At 46.8% G+C, this 20,893-nt stretch carries 16 protein-coding genes; 15 read left to right on the top strand and 1 reads right to left on the bottom strand.

Features of this window, described 5'->3' with window-relative positions:
• The first annotated feature begins 70 nt into the window (after window positions 1-70).
• From MKZ13_RS30755 to MKZ13_RS30700, 12 genes are all read left to right on the top strand, one after another.
• Complete coding sequence (locus MKZ13_RS30755) at window positions 71-475, top strand: hypothetical protein (RefSeq protein WP_339180758.1); 405 nt, start codon at window positions 71-73, stop codon at window positions 473-475.
• Window positions 476-593: 118 nt separating this feature from the next.
• Complete coding sequence (locus tag MKZ13_RS30750; protein WP_339180756.1) at window positions 594-1,076, top strand: hypothetical protein; 483 nt, start codon at window positions 594-596, stop codon at window positions 1,074-1,076.
• Between the two features lie 31 nt (window positions 1,077-1,107).
• Entirely contained in the window at window positions 1,108-1,437 is a 330-nt protein-coding gene (locus MKZ13_RS30745) for a hypothetical protein (protein WP_339180754.1), read from the top strand.
• Between the two features lie 64 nt (window positions 1,438-1,501).
• On the top strand, window positions 1,502-2,002 hold the full coding sequence (locus tag MKZ13_RS30740) for a hypothetical protein (RefSeq protein ID WP_339180752.1): 501 nt from the start codon (window positions 1,502-1,504) through the stop codon (window positions 2,000-2,002).
• A 434-nt stretch (window positions 2,003-2,436) separates the two neighbouring features.
• Window positions 2,437-2,577, top strand: a complete 141-nt coding sequence (locus MKZ13_RS30735) for a hypothetical protein (protein WP_339180749.1) — start codon at window positions 2,437-2,439, stop codon at window positions 2,575-2,577.
• A gap of 236 nt (window positions 2,578-2,813) precedes the next feature.
• Entirely contained in the window at window positions 2,814-4,364 is a 1,551-nt protein-coding gene (gene nikA / locus MKZ13_RS30730; RefSeq protein WP_339180747.1) for a nickel ABC transporter substrate-binding protein, read from the top strand.
• Window positions 4,364-5,311 (top strand): nickel ABC transporter permease, encoded by a 948-nt coding sequence (nikB, locus tag MKZ13_RS30725; protein ID WP_339180743.1) that lies wholly within the window; start codon window positions 4,364-4,366, stop codon window positions 5,309-5,311. Before nikA ends, nikB begins: the two co-directional genes overlap by 1 nt.
• Entirely contained in the window at window positions 5,308-6,162 is an 855-nt protein-coding gene (gene nikC / locus MKZ13_RS30720) for a nickel transporter permease (RefSeq protein WP_339180740.1), read from the top strand. The genes nikB and nikC overlap by 4 nt, the downstream gene beginning before the upstream one ends.
• Entirely contained in the window at window positions 6,159-6,959 is an 801-nt protein-coding gene (locus MKZ13_RS30715) for an ABC transporter ATP-binding protein (RefSeq protein WP_339180737.1), read from the top strand. The genes nikC and MKZ13_RS30715 overlap by 4 nt, the downstream gene beginning before the upstream one ends.
• The gene (locus tag MKZ13_RS30710) at window positions 6,956-7,927 is read left to right on the top strand and encodes a dipeptide/oligopeptide/nickel ABC transporter ATP-binding protein (protein WP_339180734.1); all 972 of its coding nucleotides are present in this window, start codon (window positions 6,956-6,958) and stop codon (window positions 7,925-7,927) included. The genes MKZ13_RS30715 and MKZ13_RS30710 overlap by 4 nt, the downstream gene beginning before the upstream one ends.
• Window positions 7,928-8,306: 379 nt before the next feature.
• Complete coding sequence (locus tag MKZ13_RS30705) at window positions 8,307-9,812, top strand: malate:quinone oxidoreductase (protein ID WP_036611787.1); 1,506 nt, start codon at window positions 8,307-8,309, stop codon at window positions 9,810-9,812.
• A gap of 95 nt (window positions 9,813-9,907) precedes the next feature.
• Window positions 9,908-10,057 (top strand): hypothetical protein, encoded by a 150-nt coding sequence (locus tag MKZ13_RS30700; protein WP_339180730.1) that lies wholly within the window; start codon window positions 9,908-9,910, stop codon window positions 10,055-10,057.
• Window positions 10,058-10,071: 14 nt separating this feature from the next.
• Here the strand turns inward: MKZ13_RS30700 and MKZ13_RS30695 are convergent, their stop codons facing one another.
• The gene (locus MKZ13_RS30695; RefSeq protein ID WP_339180728.1) at window positions 10,072-13,068 is read right to left on the bottom strand and encodes an ATP-binding protein; all 2,997 of its coding nucleotides are present in this window, start codon (window positions 13,066-13,068) and stop codon (window positions 10,072-10,074) included.
• 270 nt (window positions 13,069-13,338) lie between these two features.
• On the opposite strand from MKZ13_RS30695, the gene MKZ13_RS30690 reads away from it, so the two are divergent.
• From MKZ13_RS30690 to MKZ13_RS30680, 3 genes are all read left to right on the top strand, one after another.
• Window positions 13,339-14,475 carry a response regulator gene (locus tag MKZ13_RS30690; protein ID WP_339180726.1) on the top strand — a complete coding sequence of 379 codons (1,137 nt, stop codon included), beginning with the start codon at window positions 13,339-13,341 and terminating at the stop codon, window positions 14,473-14,475.
• Between the two features lie 178 nt (window positions 14,476-14,653).
• A complete protein-coding gene (locus MKZ13_RS30685) occupies window positions 14,654-18,433 on the top strand; it encodes an S-layer homology domain-containing protein (protein WP_339180723.1) in 3,780 nt (1,259 codons plus the stop codon).
• A 329-nt stretch (window positions 18,434-18,762) separates the two neighbouring features.
• Entirely contained in the window at window positions 18,763-20,871 is a 2,109-nt protein-coding gene (locus MKZ13_RS30680; protein WP_339180721.1) for a TerD family protein, read from the top strand.
• The last annotated feature ends 22 nt before the right edge of the window (window positions 20,872-20,893 follow it).

Here is a 20,893-nt window from a genome sequence, read left to right as displayed (position 1 = left end):
TATAATAAGCGAGTGCCTAAGTTCATTAGAGCGAGGGTGATGCTCTTTATGAGCGTTGGAGAGTTGAGCTATGATAGAAGATAAAGTTAATGACTTTTATTATGTTGGTTACGAGGGGCAACCGGAAATATTAATTGTATTTGAAAACTCTGCGGAGAAAAATATCCTAAAGATGTGGAATGGATATTTTGAGACATTATTGGATCTTATGTGCCAGTATGAGTCTACTGACAATGGTATTCTACAAGAATACTATGCCCATGAAGGTTGGTATGAGGGAAGTCCATGGGAAATACAGGACCTTGATTTAGCTATTCATTTATTTAAGTCCTTCAATGTGAGTAAAGTAACTGATGAGCAAATAGAGAATGTTAAGAACGTTGTTCCTACTCTCCCAGAAGTAGCACATCAGATATCAACATTTTTAGAATTAGCCAAAACGAACGGTTGCATCGTGTATATTGAATACGTCTGATTGAGATTAAGGAACATAATTTCAAACGATAACGCAGTTGCTAGGGCTGCGTTATTTAGTCGTTACCTTTGAAGTAACTCTAAATAGGTTTAATAGTCAATCAAGAGGAGAGCAACGCATGGGGCAGCTACTGACCAAAGCTATTGAACGATTATCGTCTATTTCATTTGAGGATACAGAAGATAGCTCACTAGAATCTTCTTCTCATGTTTTGATTAAAGAATATCTTAGACGCGTTAATCAATTATTAAACGAGATGGATGCTTCAATAGATCAATATCCCCTACTTAGTTTTGCTAAAATTCATGGAAAAGCTATAGATGAAAAGGTATATCGAGCTTGTTCAAAACTCGACACGCTAGGAAAACCTTATGTGAAGGTAATTTGCTACGGTTATTTAGAAGTTTCCGAATTAGCAGATCAAGGAGTGGATGAAGCCATTCAATACATCGACCTCTACGAACCGATGATAAAACTCTTTGAACGAGGTGAGAGTTTTACCATAAGACAAGGTGAAATGGTTGTAGGTGGTTCAGCTTATCCTCTTAAGTATTGGAGACATTTAAATATTTCAGTACAAGATATTAGCAACATTGAATAGGATCATGTAGATCAAACTTGGGGGGATAGTAATGTCCGTAGGTCTATACAGATATAACGGGGATATAGAAGATCGGAATTGTGAACTTACACTCAGTGAGAATATTGCTACTCAGGAATTTTACGATGAGTACTGGGAGGCAGCAATACATGAATTAGGAATAGCCCTGATTCGGGATGGATCTAAAATATATTTTCACCAATTAGAAGCTGCTGTAGTTGAGTTAAAACGATTAAGTGAGTGGACAAAGGAACATTTAAACGGGAGTGAGTTAGATTATATGACGGGTAGGATTGAAAATTTACAAGATATTTTACCTAGCGCATTTATTAGTGAAAGTACAATTCTGTATATATTCTGAGGTTGGTAGCTTTATATGGGAAGTTATTAGAATTGAATAGTTGACTCTAGAGGAGGAGGTATTAATGAATCAATTATGTAGAGGTATAGAAAGAATAAATAGCATCAATTGGGGTACTTCCGGTAGAACAGATGAGCCCTCAAACATGGCATTATTACAGGAGTATATTAGAAGAGCAGCAATATTGACCACTACATACCGTTTGAAAACATCGTATCCTTTCTTCAACGCTTCTCGTGCGTTTGGATATGACGTTGATCTGGATATAACTGAAAAATGTCCTCAATTAAAGGGACTAAAAAATAATTTCCTAAAAGGAACGTGTGAAGCATATTTGGAATGGTTGTTATTATTTGATTCCGGAAATGAAATTGCGTCGGAGTTTCATGATTTGTATGAACCTTTGATTCTTTTAATCGAAAGAGGAGGAACCATTAGAAGACAGCATGGTGAGATTATTACAGGTGGCTATGCTTTTCCTCTAGCGCATGCCGAATACATGTCTAAGCAGGCACCAATTGATATAAGTGATGAGGGACTACTGGGCGCACCAGTGATTTCTTAAATCAGTCGTATGGTTCTATCTCAAGCATTTTAAAAGTTAGAGGAGTGAGAGCATGGATTTTGATATCGTAGAGATAAAGGACTACTATGAATCGGAAATAATTAATTATGACTACACTATACTAAAGATTGGGGCATAAGTGAAGAGAATGCTCATTTTTTAATCGACATAGGAGTTCCAGAACAATATGATGATTTTTCCTTTTATGAATCTGAAGCTTTCCAAGTAAAAGTTATTGAGGGAGAGGAATATATTCAGATTGGTCACTTTGCAAGTTATGGTATATGCGAGACTCGTATGGTCTCTATCTAAAACAAGGGAGCGATATGTTTTTCACAACATCATCATTGGATAAGTCCAACATATATATGCTCAATAAGAATTTGGGAACCTTCTTTTTGTTTCATCTAATTAGAAGTGAACTGGCAACTAAAATGAGACTGGAAGGTACATATACCTCAGATGAGTATGCTAGAGCACTTCGTGGTTATTTTGAGAAGATTGATCCGATAGCAATGAAGAATGTCGAAGGTTACTGGTCACATTTGCTAGAAGACGACGATACAGGGTTGTAACTCTTCGAGTAATCTTGCATGGTTCTACATGTAAACAATCCAGGATCGTAAAGGAAATGCCCACTAATAAAGCCCTCATATGTAACAAAAAACATGAAGAATCCGCTCTCATCCGAGAGTCGGATTCTTTCTCGTTCTAACACCAATATAACTCTTGTCAAAACGTAATCATTACGATATGATAATACTCATTGTTTAGATCATAATGATTACGATTAAGAGAGAGGGGCATTACCTTGAATAAAAAGACGCCACTGCTAGCGCTGGTCTCCTTGGCCTTAAGCGCTGGACTGTTGAGCGCCTGCGGATCATCTGAGTCCAGTCCCGCTGCGCAACCATCCACCGATAATAAAAATGTTCACTTCCTATATAACTTCTCCACCAGTTCGCTAGATCCACATGTGGATTCTAGCTATGTGCCGCTGCGCGCGGGCATTACGGAAACGCTGGTTCGTCTCGATGAAGAGAATCTAACGGTTGCTCCATGGCTCGCCGAGAGCTGGGAGAGCGAAGACGGTCAGCATTGGACGATCGACCTGCGAGATGATGTGACCTTCCAGAATGGCAAACCAATGACGGGCGAATCCGTTAAGGCATCCCTTGAGCGGGCACTGGAAGAGAATGTAGCCATCCAGAACGCGCTGAAGATCGATACGATTGAAGCCGAGGGTGATAAGCTGGAGATTACCACAACTCAGCCGTTCCCGGAGTTCGCTTCAGAGCTGGTGAATCCGAACACGGCGATTATCGACGTGAGTGAGCCGGACGTTGTGAACAAGCCCATTGGTACGGGCCCGTTCAAACTAACTTCTTTTACACCAGGCAGCAAGCTGGATCTGGATCGTTATGATGAATATTGGGACGGAGCATCTCCACTGGATTCCATCACGTTTTCATTCAATGAAGATGCCAATGCCCGCACGCTAGCGCTCAAATCTGGACAGGTTGATATCGTATACCGTCCAGAGGTCGAGAGCCTCGAATCGCTCAAAGCGATGGACGGCATGACGGTTGAGTCCACGTCTACGTTCCGCGTGCATCAGCTAACGATGAACATGCAGCGGGAGAGTATGAAGGACCTCAATGTTCGTCGAGCGTTGGACGCGCTGATTGACCGTCAGGGCATCGTGGACACGATCCTGCTCGGCTACGGCGAAGCGGCCATCGGACCATTCCTGCCATCGCTGCCGTTCGCGCCAACTTATGCAGAGACTGCTAAGCAATCCGGGCCTGAAGCCGCAGTGAACTATCTTAAGGAAGCTGGATACGAGCTGCAAAATGGCGTGATGACGAAAGATGGCAAGCCGCTGCAACTGACGCTGCTTACCTATTCGGCTCGTGCCGATCTGCCATTGATTGCTCAAGTGTTCCAATCTGATGCGAAGAAGATCGGTATCGACGTGCAGATTCGCCAGATTGACACGCCAGAAGATTATATGGCATCTAACCGTGACTGGGATATTGCGACCTACAGTAATTTGACAGCTCCTCGTGGGGATGCTGGATATTATCTGAATGCGACGTACCATCCGAAAGGTGCTCTTAACTTCAGTGGATCGGAAGATCCAGAACTGACCAAGATCATCGACGAACTGAATCTCACAGTTGCACCGGAAAAGCGCGCAGAGCTTGCTGAGAAGGCAGCCAACTACGTGCATGACAACGTGCTGAATTCATTCGTGCTGCATCCTGGTACGATCGTTGCCTATAACGGTAAGAAGATTAAGAACTGGGTTACCACCCGCAGTGAATATTACATGATTACCAATAAGCTGGATGTGATGTAATGTTTCGCATTTTGCTTCGGAAGTCCCTTGAGGTATTTATCTTTCTGTTGTTCATTATGTTTGTAAGTTTCCTGTTCATTCGTCTGGCTCCCGGTGATCCGGTACTGACGATCCTGAACGTAGACGAACTTTCCGTTAGTCAGGAGCAGGTCGAAGCTGTACGCGAGGAGATGGGTTTCAATGATTCGCTTCCTGTCCAGTTCGGCAACTGGTTGCTCGATTTCGTTCGACTCGACTTCGGTGTATCGTATTCGACAGGCCAGCCCGTTATGCAGACCTTGATGCGTGCGCTGCCAGCTACGGCTGAGCTGACGATAGGCGCACTGCTGGTCATGCTCGTCATAGCGATCCCGCTCGGCTCGCTGTCAGCGCTCCATCGTGGCAGTTGGATTGACCGGGGCAGCCGAATGCTCTCCATTGTGGGTGCGGCGGTGCCGAGCTTCTGGCTGGGTCTAATCCTGATCGACATGTTCGGCGTACGCTTCGGCAATCTGCCGACGATGGGCCGGGATGGATTCACATCGCTTATTCTGCCATCTCTGACGCTGGGACTTGCCATCTCCAGCGTCTATGTGCGTCTTTTGCGTTCCAGCCTGCTAGATTCATTAAGTCAGGAGTTCGTTCGATCCGCCCGGGCAAGAGGGTTATCTGAAGGCCGGATTTTCATGCTCCACGCGTTTCGGCACAGTCTGCCGCCTGTCATTACGGTATTCGGCGTCAGCCTCGGCAGCCTGATTGGCGGAGTCGTCGTGATTGAAGTGTTGTTCGCCTATCCGGGCATCGGCAAGCTCGTCGTGGACGCGATCCGCCAGCGTGATTATCCACTGATCCAGGGTTACATCCTGATCATGGCGATCGTGGTATTCCTGGTGAATACGGCGGTTGATCTATCTTATCGTTATTTGAATCCTGAAATGAAACTCAAGGAAAAGGAGGCCCACCGATGAAAACCATGCCCCTGCCTATTTCAAAGACAAAATCTAAAAAACATAGCTGGCAGGCGATCGTTGGTTTGCTATTTGCACTTCTAGTCATCGCGGCCTCCGTATATGCCTTTTTCGTTCTAAAACATGATCATACCTTAACCGATCTGCGCGGACGATTGCAGGGCGCAAGTGCTCTCCATCCGTTCGGCACCGATCATCTGGGCCGCGATGTACTGACACGTCTGCTGCTGGGTGGCGGCCAAACACTGGGTTATAGCCTGCTGGCACTCGGTGCTGCATTGTTGATTGGCATTCCGTTTGGCTTGATTGCGGGTTACAAACGTGGCTGGGTCGATAAGCTGTTCATGCGCATCGCTGATGCTTTTCTCGCTTTCCCTGATACCATCGTGGCGATTGTGCTCAGTGGCCTGCTTGGCGCGGGAATCGGTAATTTGGTATTAGCGATCGTAATCGTAAAGTGGGTCAGCTACGCCCGTCTCGTTCGGAGTACAGTTTTATCGGAGTCACAAAAGGATTACATTCGCATCGCCCGGACCAACGGACTATCGGACGGTCGTATCATGAGAAAGCATCTGCTTCCACATATCGCAGGCCATGTGCTCGTACTGGCCAGTCTCGATCTGGGCAAAATCATCCTGCTCATCTCTTCGTTGTCCTACATTGGCCTTGGCGCACAGCCGCCAACACCTGAATGGGGTGCGATGCTGAACGACTCACGGCCTTACTTCCAGTCTCGGCCAGAGCTGATGATCTATCCGGGCCTTGCCATTGTCTCGGTAGTCCTGCTTGCCAACATGCTGGGTGACTATCTGCGAGACCGGTTTGACGTGAAGAAGGAGGTGCAGCCATGATTCTCTCCATTGAGGAACTGAGCATCTCCAGTCGAGATCGCACTATTGTAGATCAAGTCTCTCTGGCTGTTCGCGAAGGTGAGTTCATGGCACTCGTTGGACAGAGCGGTAGCGGCAAAAGCTTGCTCTCGCAAGCGATTGGTCGTCTGCTGCCGCCCAACCTGCATGCGTCGGGGCGAGTCATGTTCGAAGGTAGCAACCTGCTCGAACGGAAGCCGAAGGATATGCGCGCCCTGCGAGGAAGCCGCATCTCATATATTTTTCAAGACTATCAGGGAGCGTTTACGCCATTTCGTAGCATTGGCGGACACTTTGATGAATACCAGAAGGTACATGGAGAAAAGTCTTCTGCTATCCGCAAGAAACGAGCGGAGGAAGCGCTGGAATCGGTTGGCCTTAGCGCTGAATTGCTGCGTCGCTATCCGTTCCAGTTGAGCGGTGGACAGCTTCAGCGGGCTTCAATTGCCACGTCACTGATGTTGTCTCCACGTCTGCTGATTGCTGACGAAGCAACAACGGCACTGGACAGTGTGTCCGGGCATCGCGTGTTGGAGCTGCTGGCACGCAAACAAGCGGAGACGGGCTGTGCCATTCTGTTTATCACACATGATTGGCGCCATGTACGTCGCTATGCCAACCGTTTGGCTGTGATGAAGGAAGGGCAGATCGTCGAATCTGGGGGGAAGCATCGCATTCTTGACCATCCCCAGCATGAATATACGCGCCAGCTGATTGATGCGGCTCCCGTTCTGAGTCGTTCGCTGAAGTCGGGATTGAAGGAGGCGGGAACGGAATGAAGATGAACGAAAATGAAAAACGCCGTGGACTCGTGCAGTCTGAAGAATCCGGTGTGCGAAGCCATGATTTTGCTAGAGACTTAAACCATACAGACACAGACAGTACAGTCATAGATATTACAGATACAGATCATGCAGACACAGATGCTGATATAAATACCACGGGTACAGGCAACGTTTCATCACCCAGCATCCCTGGCAATCCTGTGCTTCACGTGGAACATCTCAGCCGAACGTATTCAGGTGCAGACCGACCGGCTGTGAATGATATTTCCTTCACTCTGAACCATGGCGAATGCCTTGGCCTTGTTGGGGAGAGCGGCTGTGGCAAGAGTACACTCGCACGCTGTCTGTTGAGGATCGAAGATGCAGATGCAGGCTCGATGATTACACTGGGTGGACAGGATATTGCGCGGCTGAGCGGCCGACGGTTGCGGCCACATCGCCGGAAGATTCAGATTGTTTTCCAGAATCCAATGGCAGCACTAAACCCGAAGCTAAAGATTGCTGATTCGCTGATTGATCCGTACGAACAACTTGGACGGAACGCGGAGCTGTCCCACTTTACCTACACATCGAAGGAGGCATACGTCCAAAAGCTGCTTGAAGCGGTCGAGCTTCCTAGCGATTTGGCTGGACGATACCCCCATGAGCTAAGTGGTGGACAGCGTCAGCGCGTGACGATTGCACGTGCTATTGGCATTGAACCGGACGTTGTCGTTCTGGATGAACCGACAGCCAGCCTGGACGTGATCTCGCAAGGTGCAGTTCTGCAATTGCTTACGGATCTCCGCACATCGCTTGGTCTTTCATACGTGTTTATCTCGCATGATCTGGCTGCTGTACATCGCATGAGCCAGCGTATCATTGTTATGCGGGAAGGTCAGATCGTTGACCGCTTCGGTGCAGAAGCGTTGTTCGCTGAAGAACGCCATCCGTATACGAAAGAGTTAATTTCGATCTTCTGAGTACTCCCGGAGACGCCGGGGGTGGTAATCGTTAATTTATATATGAAGCCGCCTTACGAAGAGATTCGAGAGCGGCTTTTAGTGCATTCATTTGATCACCCAAAGTCCCCCTAAAACCGGGTTCCTTTCTTTGTTTTGAACAAATATATCTTTCAGGCCTATAACCGGGCTAACGTTCCGATGTAAACTAGCGTATACTGATGGAATAGCAAATATCTTGAAATTGCATATTTAAATTGCTCTATATTATTGATACACTAGATCAAGGTTATAATCATTCAGAGAAGGTGCGATCCCGTTCAAGAATGGGCTTGCTGCAAATGCCAAATCGATAACGCTTACATCCTTTTGGCAAATATAGGATATAAGGACGGTAGACATGAGCCAGGGACAAACGAGTACAGATGTTATCTTGATTGGTGCCGGAATTATGAGTGCAACTTTGGGAACTTTGCTAAAAGAATTGGCACCAGACTGGAATATTAAGGTTTTCGAAAAGCTAGCCACTGCAGGAGAGGAAAGCTCCAACGAATGGAATAATGCCGGAACCGGGCATGCTGCATTGTGCGAACTTAACTATACCGTTGAACGACCAGACGGAACCGTAGATATTAGCAAAGCGATTAAAGTGAATGAACAATTTCAGATCTCAAAGCAATTTTGGTCCTATCTCGTCAATAGCCGTCTGATTCGTAATCCACGGGACTTCATTATGCCGATTCCTCATTTGAGTTATGTACATGGAGAGAGCAATGTCCAGTTTTTGAAAAGACGGTATGACTCCTTGTCGAATCACCCGTTGTTCGCAGGCATGGAATTCTCGGATGACAAGAAAGAGCTGGCGAAATGGATGCCGCTGATGATGAAAGATCGTACCAGTAATGAACCTGTTGCAGCGACCAAAATTGACTCCGGTACGGACGTTAACTTTGGTGCTTTAACGCGTATGCTGATCAAACATTTGAAGGAACAACACGTGGGCATCCACTACCAACATAGCGTGAAGAATATGAAACGCACCAGCGATGGACAATGGGAATTATCCGTGAAAAACCTAAAGAGCGGTGCAGTCGAACGCCATAAGGCGAAATTTGTCTTTATCGGCGCGGGCGGTGGGAGTCTGCATTTGCTCCAGAAGACGGGCATTCCGGAAGGTAAACATATCGGTGGATTCCCGGTCAGTGGGATCTTTATGGTGTGCAAAAATCAAAAAGTCGTGGAACAGCATCACGCCAAAGTATATGGCAAGGCTTCGGTAGGCGCTCCGCCGATGTCGGTTCCGCATCTGGATACTCGATTTATCGACAATAAGAAGTCGCTGTTATTTGGGCCGTTTGCCGGGTTCTCGCCGAAGTTCCTGAAGACGGGTTCCAATGCTGACTTAATCACGTCGGTTAAGATGCATAATCTGCTTACGATGCTCGCAGCAGGTGTCAAAGAAATCTCTTTGACCAAATATCTGATCCAGCAACTGATGTTATCCAAAGAACAACGTATGGCTGAATTGCGTGACTTTGTTCCGGGTGCGAAGAGCGAGGATTGGGATATGGTTCTGGCGGGGCAGCGTGTGCAGGTGATCAAGGATACCGTCCAGGGCGGAAAGGGTACGCTCCAATTTGGTACGGAAGTGGTCACGTCTGCAGATGGAACGATTGCGGCTCTGCTAGGTGCATCACCGGGTGCATCCACCGCGGTTCAGGTCATGCTTGAGATTCTTCAGCGTTGCTTCCCGCAGCATATGGAGGCATGGGAGCCAAAGATTAAGGAAATGATTCCTTCCTACGGTATCTCACTTGTGGAGAACTTGGATCTTCTCAAAGAGGTTCATTCTTCAACAGCCAAGGCGTTGGGGTTATCGGATGAAAAACATGTCATGCACGTATAACCGTTAGCTTATCGTGTTAGGTCATAATGAAGTCATAGAAAAGAGAGCTAAGCCGGGATGAAACCCGTGCCTAGCTCTCTTTTGGTTTATTTGGTATGTCAGAACCTGAACCTGAACCTGAACCTGAACCTGAACTTGAGCTTGGAATTGAACTTGAACATGTCCGCTATCATCGCGTTCCCCGTAGACCTTTTACACAAAGCATACGGATACCGATCGTACAGCATGCGGCTGTAGAGTCATAGAAAGATCGTATCGCTTAGACTCCTGTGTTGCGGTCCAAAGGGATGACAAAGGAAACTTTCGTACCTTGGCCCGGCGAGCTAACGATGCTTAAGCCCTGTCCGTACATCTGGGTCAACCGGCGATGTGTATTGGTTAATCCAATGCCTCCGGTTCCGCCGGGACCTTTCTTGGGCCAAGCCAGGGCCCGCTCGATCTGCTCGGGCTGCATCCCCACACCATCATCCTCGATTTCAATCAAGGTGGACGCTGCTTGGTTGATGATTCGGATATGCACGGTTCCACCCTCCACTTTGCTGAGAATACCATGTCGAACAGCATTCTCAATGAGCGGTTGAATGGTGAGTGGCGGCAGGGACAGATCAAGATCCTCTGGAATATCCCAGATAACATTTAGCCGGTCCATGAAACGTTCTTTCTCAATGTAGAGATAGGCGCGGGAAAGATCCAACTCATGAGTGACCTCTACCATTTTCTCCGAATTGACGAAATGAAAGCTGGTCTGAAGATACTCGATAAAAGCGTCACCCAGCTTCTGCATTCGCTCCGTGTCCATCTCACTAAGAACCATGATTGAATTGAGCGTATTAAAAAGGAAGTGTGGCTGAATCTGTGCTTGTAAGTAAGCAGCTTCCATGCGCAGTCGCTCATCAATGGATTGTTTCAGTACGATCAGAGACCCGATGCGATGCCTTAATTCAACGGCATCCACGGGCTTGGTGACATAGTCCGTAGCACCGGCCATGAATCCGGCGTATACATCCGCTGGTTCGTTACGGGCCGTCAGTAACAGGATGGGAAGCTCCGATACCGAATAACGCTTGCGTACGTTCTCGGTCAATTCATAACCGGACATATGGGGCATCATGACATCCGCAATCAGTAAATCCCAAGGCTCCTTATCCAGCAACTCTAGTGCTTCAAGTGCGGAAGCTGCTGGTTGAATGTGGTATGGTTCATTCGCAAGCATGGAGACTAGTACTCGCAGGTTTACAGGATCATCATCGACGGCAAGAATTCTTGCGGCAGTCTTATCTTGAGAGATGGTCTGCTGCTGCGGCTCTGCAATCGCAATTTCATCGAAGCTGTGAGCGTCCCATTGCTGCTCAGTCTGGTCCGATAGCGATGCGGTACCTTCCCGTGGAAGCGAGATCTGGAAGGTTGATCCTTGTCCAGGTACAGATTGCACGGTGAGCTGACCGCCATGGAGCTCGGTGAGCTGCCTGCTGATATTAAGACCGAGGCCGATTCCTCCGCTTAAACGAGCCTCTGGGGTGCCCTGTTCATACGCCTCGAATATTCGCTGTTGTATCTCCTCACTTATACCAACACCTGTATCTGAGACTTGAATTACAATGCTTTCTCCATTTTCCCGGACAGATACGGTAATCGTACCCTCATCGGTAAATTTCAGTGCATTATGCAACAGGTTGTAGAGCACCTGAACGAGTCTTCTCTCATCGGCTTGAATTAAAGGCAGTGATTCAGGAATATCTACCTTCATGTGGACAGGCCTTCCCTCTGCCATGAATCGGAACATACCGATCACGCCTGGAATGACAGATGCAAGAGATAAAGGTTTCTTCTGAAGCGTAATGCGTTTTTCCTTCAAACGAATGACATCCAGGAGGTCATCAACGAGTTGAGACATGCGACGACCGATGGTAACTAACAGTTTCATGTCTTCTGCCTGCTGCCCACCTGATTTACGCCGTTCACGGACTGCAATACTCTCAGCAATGTTGATGATGCCATGCAGCGGTGTACGCAGCTCATGAGCCGTATTCACAAGAAATTGATCCTTCTGCCGATCCTCCTCTTTGAGCTGTTCGTACAACTGCTCAATCTCACTTGAATTGCGGAAGTATTTCCTGAACCAATAGGCGGAGAAGCCGAATATGGCCGCGATCACATCTATCGGATAATACACGTTGGTGATCTCGCTACGCGAGTTCACAATTCCCCATAACACGCTTGATAGGCTGCTAGTTGCCGCAAAGAGCAAAAAGCTGGCGTCACTTCGTTTCTCGGCTGCCATTCGGAAGAACAGGTACACAGACCAGCCAATGGCAAACAGATAAAGGATGTCAGATAGTCCAATCTCAAGTACATGGTAGATCAGGGTCACTGGTGCGACTAGCAGAAATAAACAGTAAGCGCCAAGCACGCTGGCATAGATACGGAACAGTGTACGCCCTTGTAGATTATGGGAGAAGCTTCTAGCCATCTGTATAAGGAAGAATGCGAACAACGGATAGGACAACGCTTTGGCCTTAACGATCCAAGTGAAGTTGAGTGGCATCCAACTCAATAACAGATTGTCATGGTCGGAGGCGACCGTTAGGGCAGCTACCAATGTTAGCATTGAGAACGTCAGCAGAGCTCGTTCCTTCCGGATAAACAGAAACATGACAAAAGCATATAAACTGTGCAAAACCAGTATGGCGAACGTGATCTTTTGCAGATCGATAGACAATCCTCGTTCACTTCCAATGGCTTCTGGAGAACCAAAATAGAGAGAGCGCGTGATCCCTCCGCTATAAGGATCGTCAAAATTGGCGGTCTGCACCAAAAGATTGAGTTCGGTAGAACCGTTAAGCACATAGGAAGTCGTAAATGCAGTCCTTTCTGGTCGATAGGCTTCGGCATGAGTGGCAGGTTGGCCGAATTCGGCCACAATGGTCCCGTTCATCTCGATGATCGATGATGTCTGGATTTTCTGAGCCCAGAGAGCGATTTCCTTCACAGATGGATCTAAAAGTATGCGAAGATGATACGTTCCATATCCGAATGACGATGAGGATTGTGGTAATGCATTCCGCCAGTCACCGGGAACTTGAATCCGTGTGGATGGGTTGTCTGCTATTTTCGCGTCACGATTAGAGATTAACGCCTGGGGGTAAAATTCCCATTCTCCATCCAGGGATATGGGTGAAGCGTTGGCGAGGTCCCAGCCTCGGAGGTCCAACACGCCTTTAACGGGTTCAGGATGTGCGGGTATAGTGAAAGACACGGACCATATCCAGCGAAAGCCAAGTAAAATAGTCAGAAATAGAATTGACAACATTACATATCGGGGTATTTTTTTATAGGTTATTAGTTTCATGGCAGACTTTAGTTTTCGACAGTTTACTTCAAATTCCTGCATGCCCTCCGCCAAAGAAGAACATTTTTTTGAATACCGGAACATAGATTCTATATTTAAATGATAGCGGTCCCACGTCAGGATTTATGGTAAAATTATAGATTAAAGGGTGATCAGTGAGCCAGAGGAGTTGTGCATATGAGAGTGATTTTGGTAGATGATGAATATCTCGCTCTGAGCAGGTTGAACAAACTGTTGCAAGAGAGAGAGGATTGCGAAGTTATCGGCTCTTTTCTGACGGCACAGGAAGCCATAGATCAGATCGAAATTCATCTGCCGGAAATCGTCTTTATGGACGTTCAGATGCCGGGGATGAACGGGATCGAGGCGACCGAACGTATCCATGAGGTTTCTCCTGGAACAGAAGTTATTTTCACAACCGCATATAACGAACATGCACTCACGGCCTATGGGCTTGAAGTGCTGGATTATATTATGAAGCCTGTAACGCGTGACCGTTTGGAAAAAACGATGAAGATGTATCAACGCCGAACGGTGTCAGCAAGTCTGAATATAGCAGAAGGGCCATCCATGTTGATCCGTTGTCTGGGGATGCTCCAAGTCCAAGTGCACCCCAATGAGCCGCCAAAACATATGAAATTCAGAACAACCAAGATTAGAGAGTTATTCGCTTATCTGCTCCACCATCGGAACAAGCCGATTAAGCGGGATACGTTACTTGAACTGTTGTGGCCAGAGTTGGATGAGCGGAGAGGTATATCCAATCTGCACAGTGGGATCCATCGCTTACGCAGCATGATGAACGAACTCATGGGTGAGGATAAGATGTCCATTCGCTATCAACAGTTTGGTTATCTATTGGAAACGGGTGAATTCAGGATTGACGCGGAAGAATGGGAGAGCCGTCTTAACCGATTGCCTCTATTATCTTCGTCTACAATAGCTGAACATCGACAGACCTCAGATCAATATGAAGGCAAATATTATGGTGAGGACGATTACATATGGGCTGAGCTGGAGCGTCAGCGCTTGCATGCACTCTGGCGTAATCACGCCATGCAACTTGCACAATACTATATTGAAATGGGACAGAATACGGAAGCAATCACGCTATATCACCGGGTACAGCAATTCGAGCCTTCATTGGAGCAAGTTGGACTGGCGTTAATGAAGACCTATGATCGATTAGGCAACAAAGATCCTGTGATTGCTCAATATAATCAGTTAGTTACTGCGTTAGAACAAGAGGCGGGCATACGTCCTGGCCTGGAAGTCGAGTTATGGTACCAACAATGGAAAAATTCGAATATATAATTGAAAGTACACAGCCTTGCAGCTTCATCTGCAGGGCTGTTTTTTTGTTGTATTTGTTATCGAGGAGTTTGGTAAGAGTTTGGTAAGAGGCTATGTGTAGAATAAGCAAGATGAGGGTAGATATGATGTTTTGAGTCAGTAAGCAGTCCAAAAATAACATATTAAGTAGGAGGAACCTATGTACACAGCAGAAATCCGGAAGAAACCATGGCAAAGAATGTCCATGCTGGTTCTTTCCTTTATTCTGGCGATTGGAACGTTGCCAATGAGTTTAGCTCAAGCGGAGGCGACTGACCAGACTCCTGTTGGTCCGGGCGGAGTTGGATCCCCTTCACTATGGCTACGACCAGAGCGGGTAAACGGAGTTACCAGCGGCGAAAAGGTGAGTATCTGGGAAGATCAAGGCAGTAAAGTAAATAACGCAACGCAAAATGAGGTCGATAACCAACCAATTTATTGGGATGATAAGAGTCATAATATTAATTTCAATCCGGTATTGGAATATAACGGCACAAGTAGTTTTATGAATCTGGATGTAAGTAAGCTTCCTCAAGGGAAGAGTCCCAGATCGATCATTACTGTTAGTAAAACTAATATAACTGGAGTAATCAGATATATCACTTCCTGGGGGAGTCATACGGGGCCTTATACGGGTATGGGGATGCTGCAAGTTGACACAATAGGCGGCTTGACGACATTTAACAGTTCCCCTAATCAGACATTATACTCTCCCGACAGCTTTATGGAAACGACGTCTCCAAACGAGCTATTTGTTACTTGGACAGGTGGGAACACGGAATCCAACATAGCTAGATTATACAGCAAAATGAAAAAGGTACAGGATCTGAATGGATATGGAAAAGAGTTTAATAAGGAGTGGGATACCGGTAATTCTGACGGAGCTGTAGTTGGTAAGCTTATCCCGGCAACTGCAAATAATAAAAGCTATTGGCAGGGTACAATTGAAGAAATTATCGTATTTGACCATGCTCTGACGGACCTAGAACGTCAAAAAGTCAGTACATATCTGGCAATCAAATACGGCTATACGCTGGATCAGGCGACAGCCAATTCATATTTTGATTCCAACATGGATATGATCTGGGATTCAAGTGTAAATAAGGTCTATACCCATCGCATTACAAGCATCGGTCGAGATGATCAGAGCGGCTTAATGCAGAAACAAGCCAAAGCGCAGGAACAGGGATCTACGTTGACGATTGCATTGGGCGACAGTGTTAAGGATACCAATTCTACAAATAAAAATAAATTTTCAAATGATTCTTCTTTCTTTACGTTTGGTGACAATGGTTCAAGTACTGAATTCAAAACACCGATTACGAAAGATGAGAAAAAGCTGCTTGGGATGGAGCGTATCTACAGAGTACATAAATCAAAATGGGCTGAAACACAAATTACACTCCAAGTGGACGAAACGGGGGATACCCCGGAGTTGCCTCAGTATGTTGTAATCAGCGAGGATGATCAATTTGGTGCTCCAGACTCAATACATTTAATTGAGAACGGCGAAGTAACCCTTAATACCTCAAACTTTGTTCCGAACTCGTATTTTACTATTGCAACTGCTGCCATTCCTTTGACGGTACCAGACGTCACACTGACCGACGATGACTTGAAATGGGATGCAGTTGAGCATGCAGATAAATATGAAGTAAAGATCGAAATGGAAGACGGCAAGAAGCGGACGGTAGAGGTAACCGATAGAGTACTTAACTTGTCGCAGTTGGAACCGCCGCTGGAAGCTGGCACCTACACGGTGACAGTCAGAGCGAAGACGGACAATCCAGCCTATTCAGATTCAGAAGAGTCCAATTCGAAAAGTTATGTTGTTCCTATTGATAAAGCGAAGTTGAAAGCTAAAGTCGATGAGATTAACGGTAAGATCGAAGCAGGCGAACTGGACGAAGAGGAGTACACACCAGAAACATGGCAAACGCTGCAAGATGCGTTAGGAGTTGCTGAATCCGTGTTCGACGACGCGAATGCAACACCGGAGCTCGTGGAAAAGGCTTATCAGGATTTGGTGGATGCCCGGAAGGGTCTTACCAAAAAGCCTGGTGCTGGTGTCGACACGACAGCACTAAAAAACGAATATGATAGAATCAAGGGTGAAAATCTAACTGAAACGGAATATACGGTAGAGAGCTGGGTAGCACTCAAAGATGCGATGAATGAAGCAGAGCGTGTGTTGAATGATCTGACAGCGAATCAAGCGCAGGTAGACAAGGCATTTCAAGACCTGACTAACGCTAGAACGGGACTTACCAAAGTGATTGGTACGGATGCATCTACCTTGCAGACACTGGTCCCTTCCGTGGGAAGCTTGTCCCCGGCATTTGATCCGGCTAAAGACACGTACACCATCTCTGTGCCAAATAGCGTATATCAATTCCAGCTGACGCCAACGGCGCTTGATCCACTTGCTAAGATTGAAATAGCTGTTGGAGATGGAGAATGGAACGAGGTTTCAAGTGGTACTGTAAGTGAGAATCTACCGCTCCAAGTTGGTGGAAATAAGATCGTTGTTAGAGTAACGGATTCACTTGGCCATGTTACGGAGTATAAAATTAACGTGACCAGAGCATCAAATGACAATGGTAACAATGATGGAGGCAACAATGGGGGCGGAAATACGGGAGGTAACGGTGGAAGCACACCAGCACCTACACCAGCGCCAGCACCCGTGAAGGATAATTTGGAAACAACTCGGGATGGTAACCATCAATCATTTGCTACATCCAAACCATCTAATAACAAAGAAACGTTGGTTCATGTTAATCCAGCCAAGCTGAATGTTGCCATGTCACAAGGCACAGGCCAGCAGTTCGCCATTCACTCACCAAATGATGGACATATGAAGGTGGACGGTTTAACCCTGGAAACACTGAAACAATTGGTAGATCAAGGTTCCAAACTAAACATTAGCAATCCGCTGGCAATCTATCCGGTGCCTGGCAGCAAAATGGATGTGAGTGGTGTGTCCAGACAGCTTGGTGATGCAGAATTGAATGATATTGATGTCCATATCAATATTAAGCAATCCTCGGATCCTATCATCGATAGTGCCGAGACGAGAGCCGCATCCCAAGGATACGAGCTACTTGTCACACCGGTTGATCTGGATCTGACGTTTACGAAAGATGGACAGACCGTGCGATCCGGCCAGCTGAACGGTTATGCACCGAAGTATATTGCACTTCCGGAAGGTATCGACCCGAACCGGATTACAACAGGCGTGATTATCAACCCGGACGGTAGCATTTTCCATGTACCAACGGTTGTCACGAAGATCAATAGTCGTTACTACGCGCTCATTAATGACTTGCGTAGCAGCGGAAGTTACTCGGTTATCTGGAACCCGCAGGATTTTGAAGATGCCAGAGCCCATTGGGGCAAAACCGATGTGAACAACATCGCTGCGAGATTAGATCTGCAAGGTAACGGAGATAACACATTCTCACCGAACCGTCAGGTTACTCGTTCTGAGTTTGCCGAGATTGTTGTACTTGGACTGGGCTTAATGCGTCAGGATGCACCACAGAATCTATTCCCTGACGTTAACGATTCCGCATGGTTCCGCTCCGCGGTAGCCCTTGCGAATGAATTCGGTATCGTTCGCGGTTACGATAATGGGAACTTCTACGGTAATCAGGAGATCACACGTGAGCAAGGATTTGCGATGGTTGCTCGTGCCTACCGTCTGATTGAACCGGAAGCGGCAATCAGCCCGGATCAGATGAACTCTGAACTTGAACGTTACAGTGATGCAGCGGATGTATCGAATTGGGCGAAAGAAGATGTAGCCCAGTTGATTGCAGCGGGTATCATCCAAGGTAATGGGCCAGAGGTTCTGAGTCCGAAGACTACGATGACCCGTGCAGAGGTCACAGCATTGATTGCAAGAATGTTGAAAGTAACAAACTTGATTGATCAATAAACACAATCTAAAATGAAAAGCCTTTGCTGACATTGGGGGTCGGCAAAGGCTTTTTTTATTTCATCAAATTCATGTCGTAATACTTTCGCCCTGTTGGCAGATCGTGGAATCTGAGATGATGGGTTCACCAGAGGTTCGGGTGACAAACTTCGAACCGCTGGCCTTCAGGCTATTGCGATTCTTCCTTCTACAATCATTGGAGATCATAGGGTCGCAGCTCTCCTGAAGATTTTATTTCAGAGAGGAGGCGTCCAGGCTATCATATTCCTTCCTTCTAACCCTAACCTTTCACGTTATATAGGGATGTGGCTTTCCTGGACTCTTTTATCATGAACAATACCATCTATTTGCGCAGAGCAAACAAACTCATTATCGAATCAAACGAAGGGAAGCAACAGTTGCCTAAGACACATCTGGCGACTGCCCTCAAAAATATTGAAGCACTCGGATACACCTTCTCGGATGAGCTAATGCAGGCGATGCGGCAGCTGTCCAAGGAACAGTTTGAAACAGTATATCATCAACTGGTGGCTGATCTGAGAGTCATGGTCGGTGCACATGTGAAGTATCAACCAATGTATGCAGGATTCCCGATGCAGGTGATGCAAGCGGATGAAGCGGAGTTATACCTTAATGCAATTATTCATTATCTGACCAACCTGACTGTGGTATATACGGATCAACAATGTGTGGAAAGAATGCCTTTGCTGGAGAAGACGGACTTGAAAGTCATTGGTTTGGGAAACCAGCAAGCATTCCAGACGCTCATCCGTCAGATCATTGAAGCAAAAGGTTCCATCTCGGAAACGGACAAGGCGGATATCGATATGGTATTGGAGCATGCAGACCCGGAAGACGTGGATGCGCTATTACCCGCTGAGATTCCGTTCAAAGAAAATGTGGGCTCTGTGGTTGCCTCGCTGTTGAAGCATGAAAAGGCAAACATCGACCGAATCGGACCATATTTCAAAACGGCAAGTGATGTCCTGCGTCTGGCTGTTGCTTGGTCCGATGGTGATGTCAGCCTCGCAACGGCTTCTCCCTTCCGGAAATTCAAACGCCGCGAGAGACGCCTTTTGCTCGGATTGCTGGAGCAATGTGGCTCCATCACGGAAGATATGCTGCGATATAAGGATCGCTGGATTCGCCTCGGCGAAATCCTTCATCCTTCGGAATATAAACTTCGGTATCCACGATGTGAAGAAGCCTTTGCTATTTTGCGTAATAATAAGCCGTATTCGACCTTCAACGGAAGTGTGGAACTTGCCTTCCAATATCGGAATGTCTGGAGTCTGATCGATCTGTTATCACAGCGTCCAGGTGAATTCGCGAGAAGACTGGATCACTTGTTGCGGATGACCGAAGATGAAGCGTATGTACTGCTGGCATTTGGTGAGGTTTTGGAGCAGGTATCTACCCCGGTCTTGTTGCAAGTGAGACAGCATTTTACACAGCGTAATGAACCGCAAGATCTGCGTGTCTTCTTCCCAAAAGGCAATGTAGCCAAAGCCTTTGCTGTTCCGAATGAGTTGCCAGACATCGATGAAGCCACGTGTCAGGAGGTCGTGCAATTATGCGAACAGGCGCTGGTAGAGCGCTTCGCTGCCCTTCCCACGCTAGGAAAGACCTATGTCGATCTACAGCTTCATAATTATCTGGTACCCTTTTCCCAGAGATCGGCAAGCAAGGCTCTACGTACCATCGTTCGTGGAAGCCGTGTGCCGATGGCCGAGGGAGATACGATTCGTTTCTTCAACTGGTGGAAAGAGGGGGACGTGGATGGAAAGTCTACAGGGCGTGTGGACATTGACTTGTCTGCGGTGATGTACGATAAGGACTGGACCTATGTGGAGCATATTTCCTATACGAATCTGCGCTCCTCCAACTATAAGGCTGTCCATAGCGGAGACATTGTGACCGCACCTAACGGAGCAAGTGAGTTCATTGATCTGCATATTCCATCCATCGTGGCTTATGGTGGACGATATGTGGTGGCAACCCTGCTTTCGTTCACCAGTCATCCGTATTGTGATCTGCCGGAATGTTTTGTAGGGTGGATGATGCGGAAGAAGCCGGGGTCTGGCGAGATTTTCGAACCGTCTACCGTAGCGAACAAAATCGATATTACAGCAGATACCCAGATTGCAATCCCTGTCATTATGGACCTGGTCGAACGTACCGTCATCTGGACAGACCTGGCGCTGACAAGCCACCCGGATTACTACAATAATGTGGAAGGCAATCAGAAAGGCATGGTCCTGATGGGTAAAGCACTAACGAATTTACGTAAACCCGATCTGCATGACTTGTTCATGCTCCATGCCAAAGCTAGAGGAGAACTGGTGGATACAATGGATCAGGCGGATACAATCTATTCGGTGGATCAAGGCGTTACGCCGTACGATATCGAGCACATTATGGCGGAGTATCTGGGTTGAAATAGATTCATATCAAATGTGT

This window comes from Paenibacillus sp. FSL R5-0701, assembly GCF_037973995.1.
Lineage (GTDB): Bacteria > Bacillota > Bacilli > Paenibacillales > Paenibacillaceae > Paenibacillus.
This window is presented reverse-complemented; position numbering and strand designations above follow the sequence as displayed.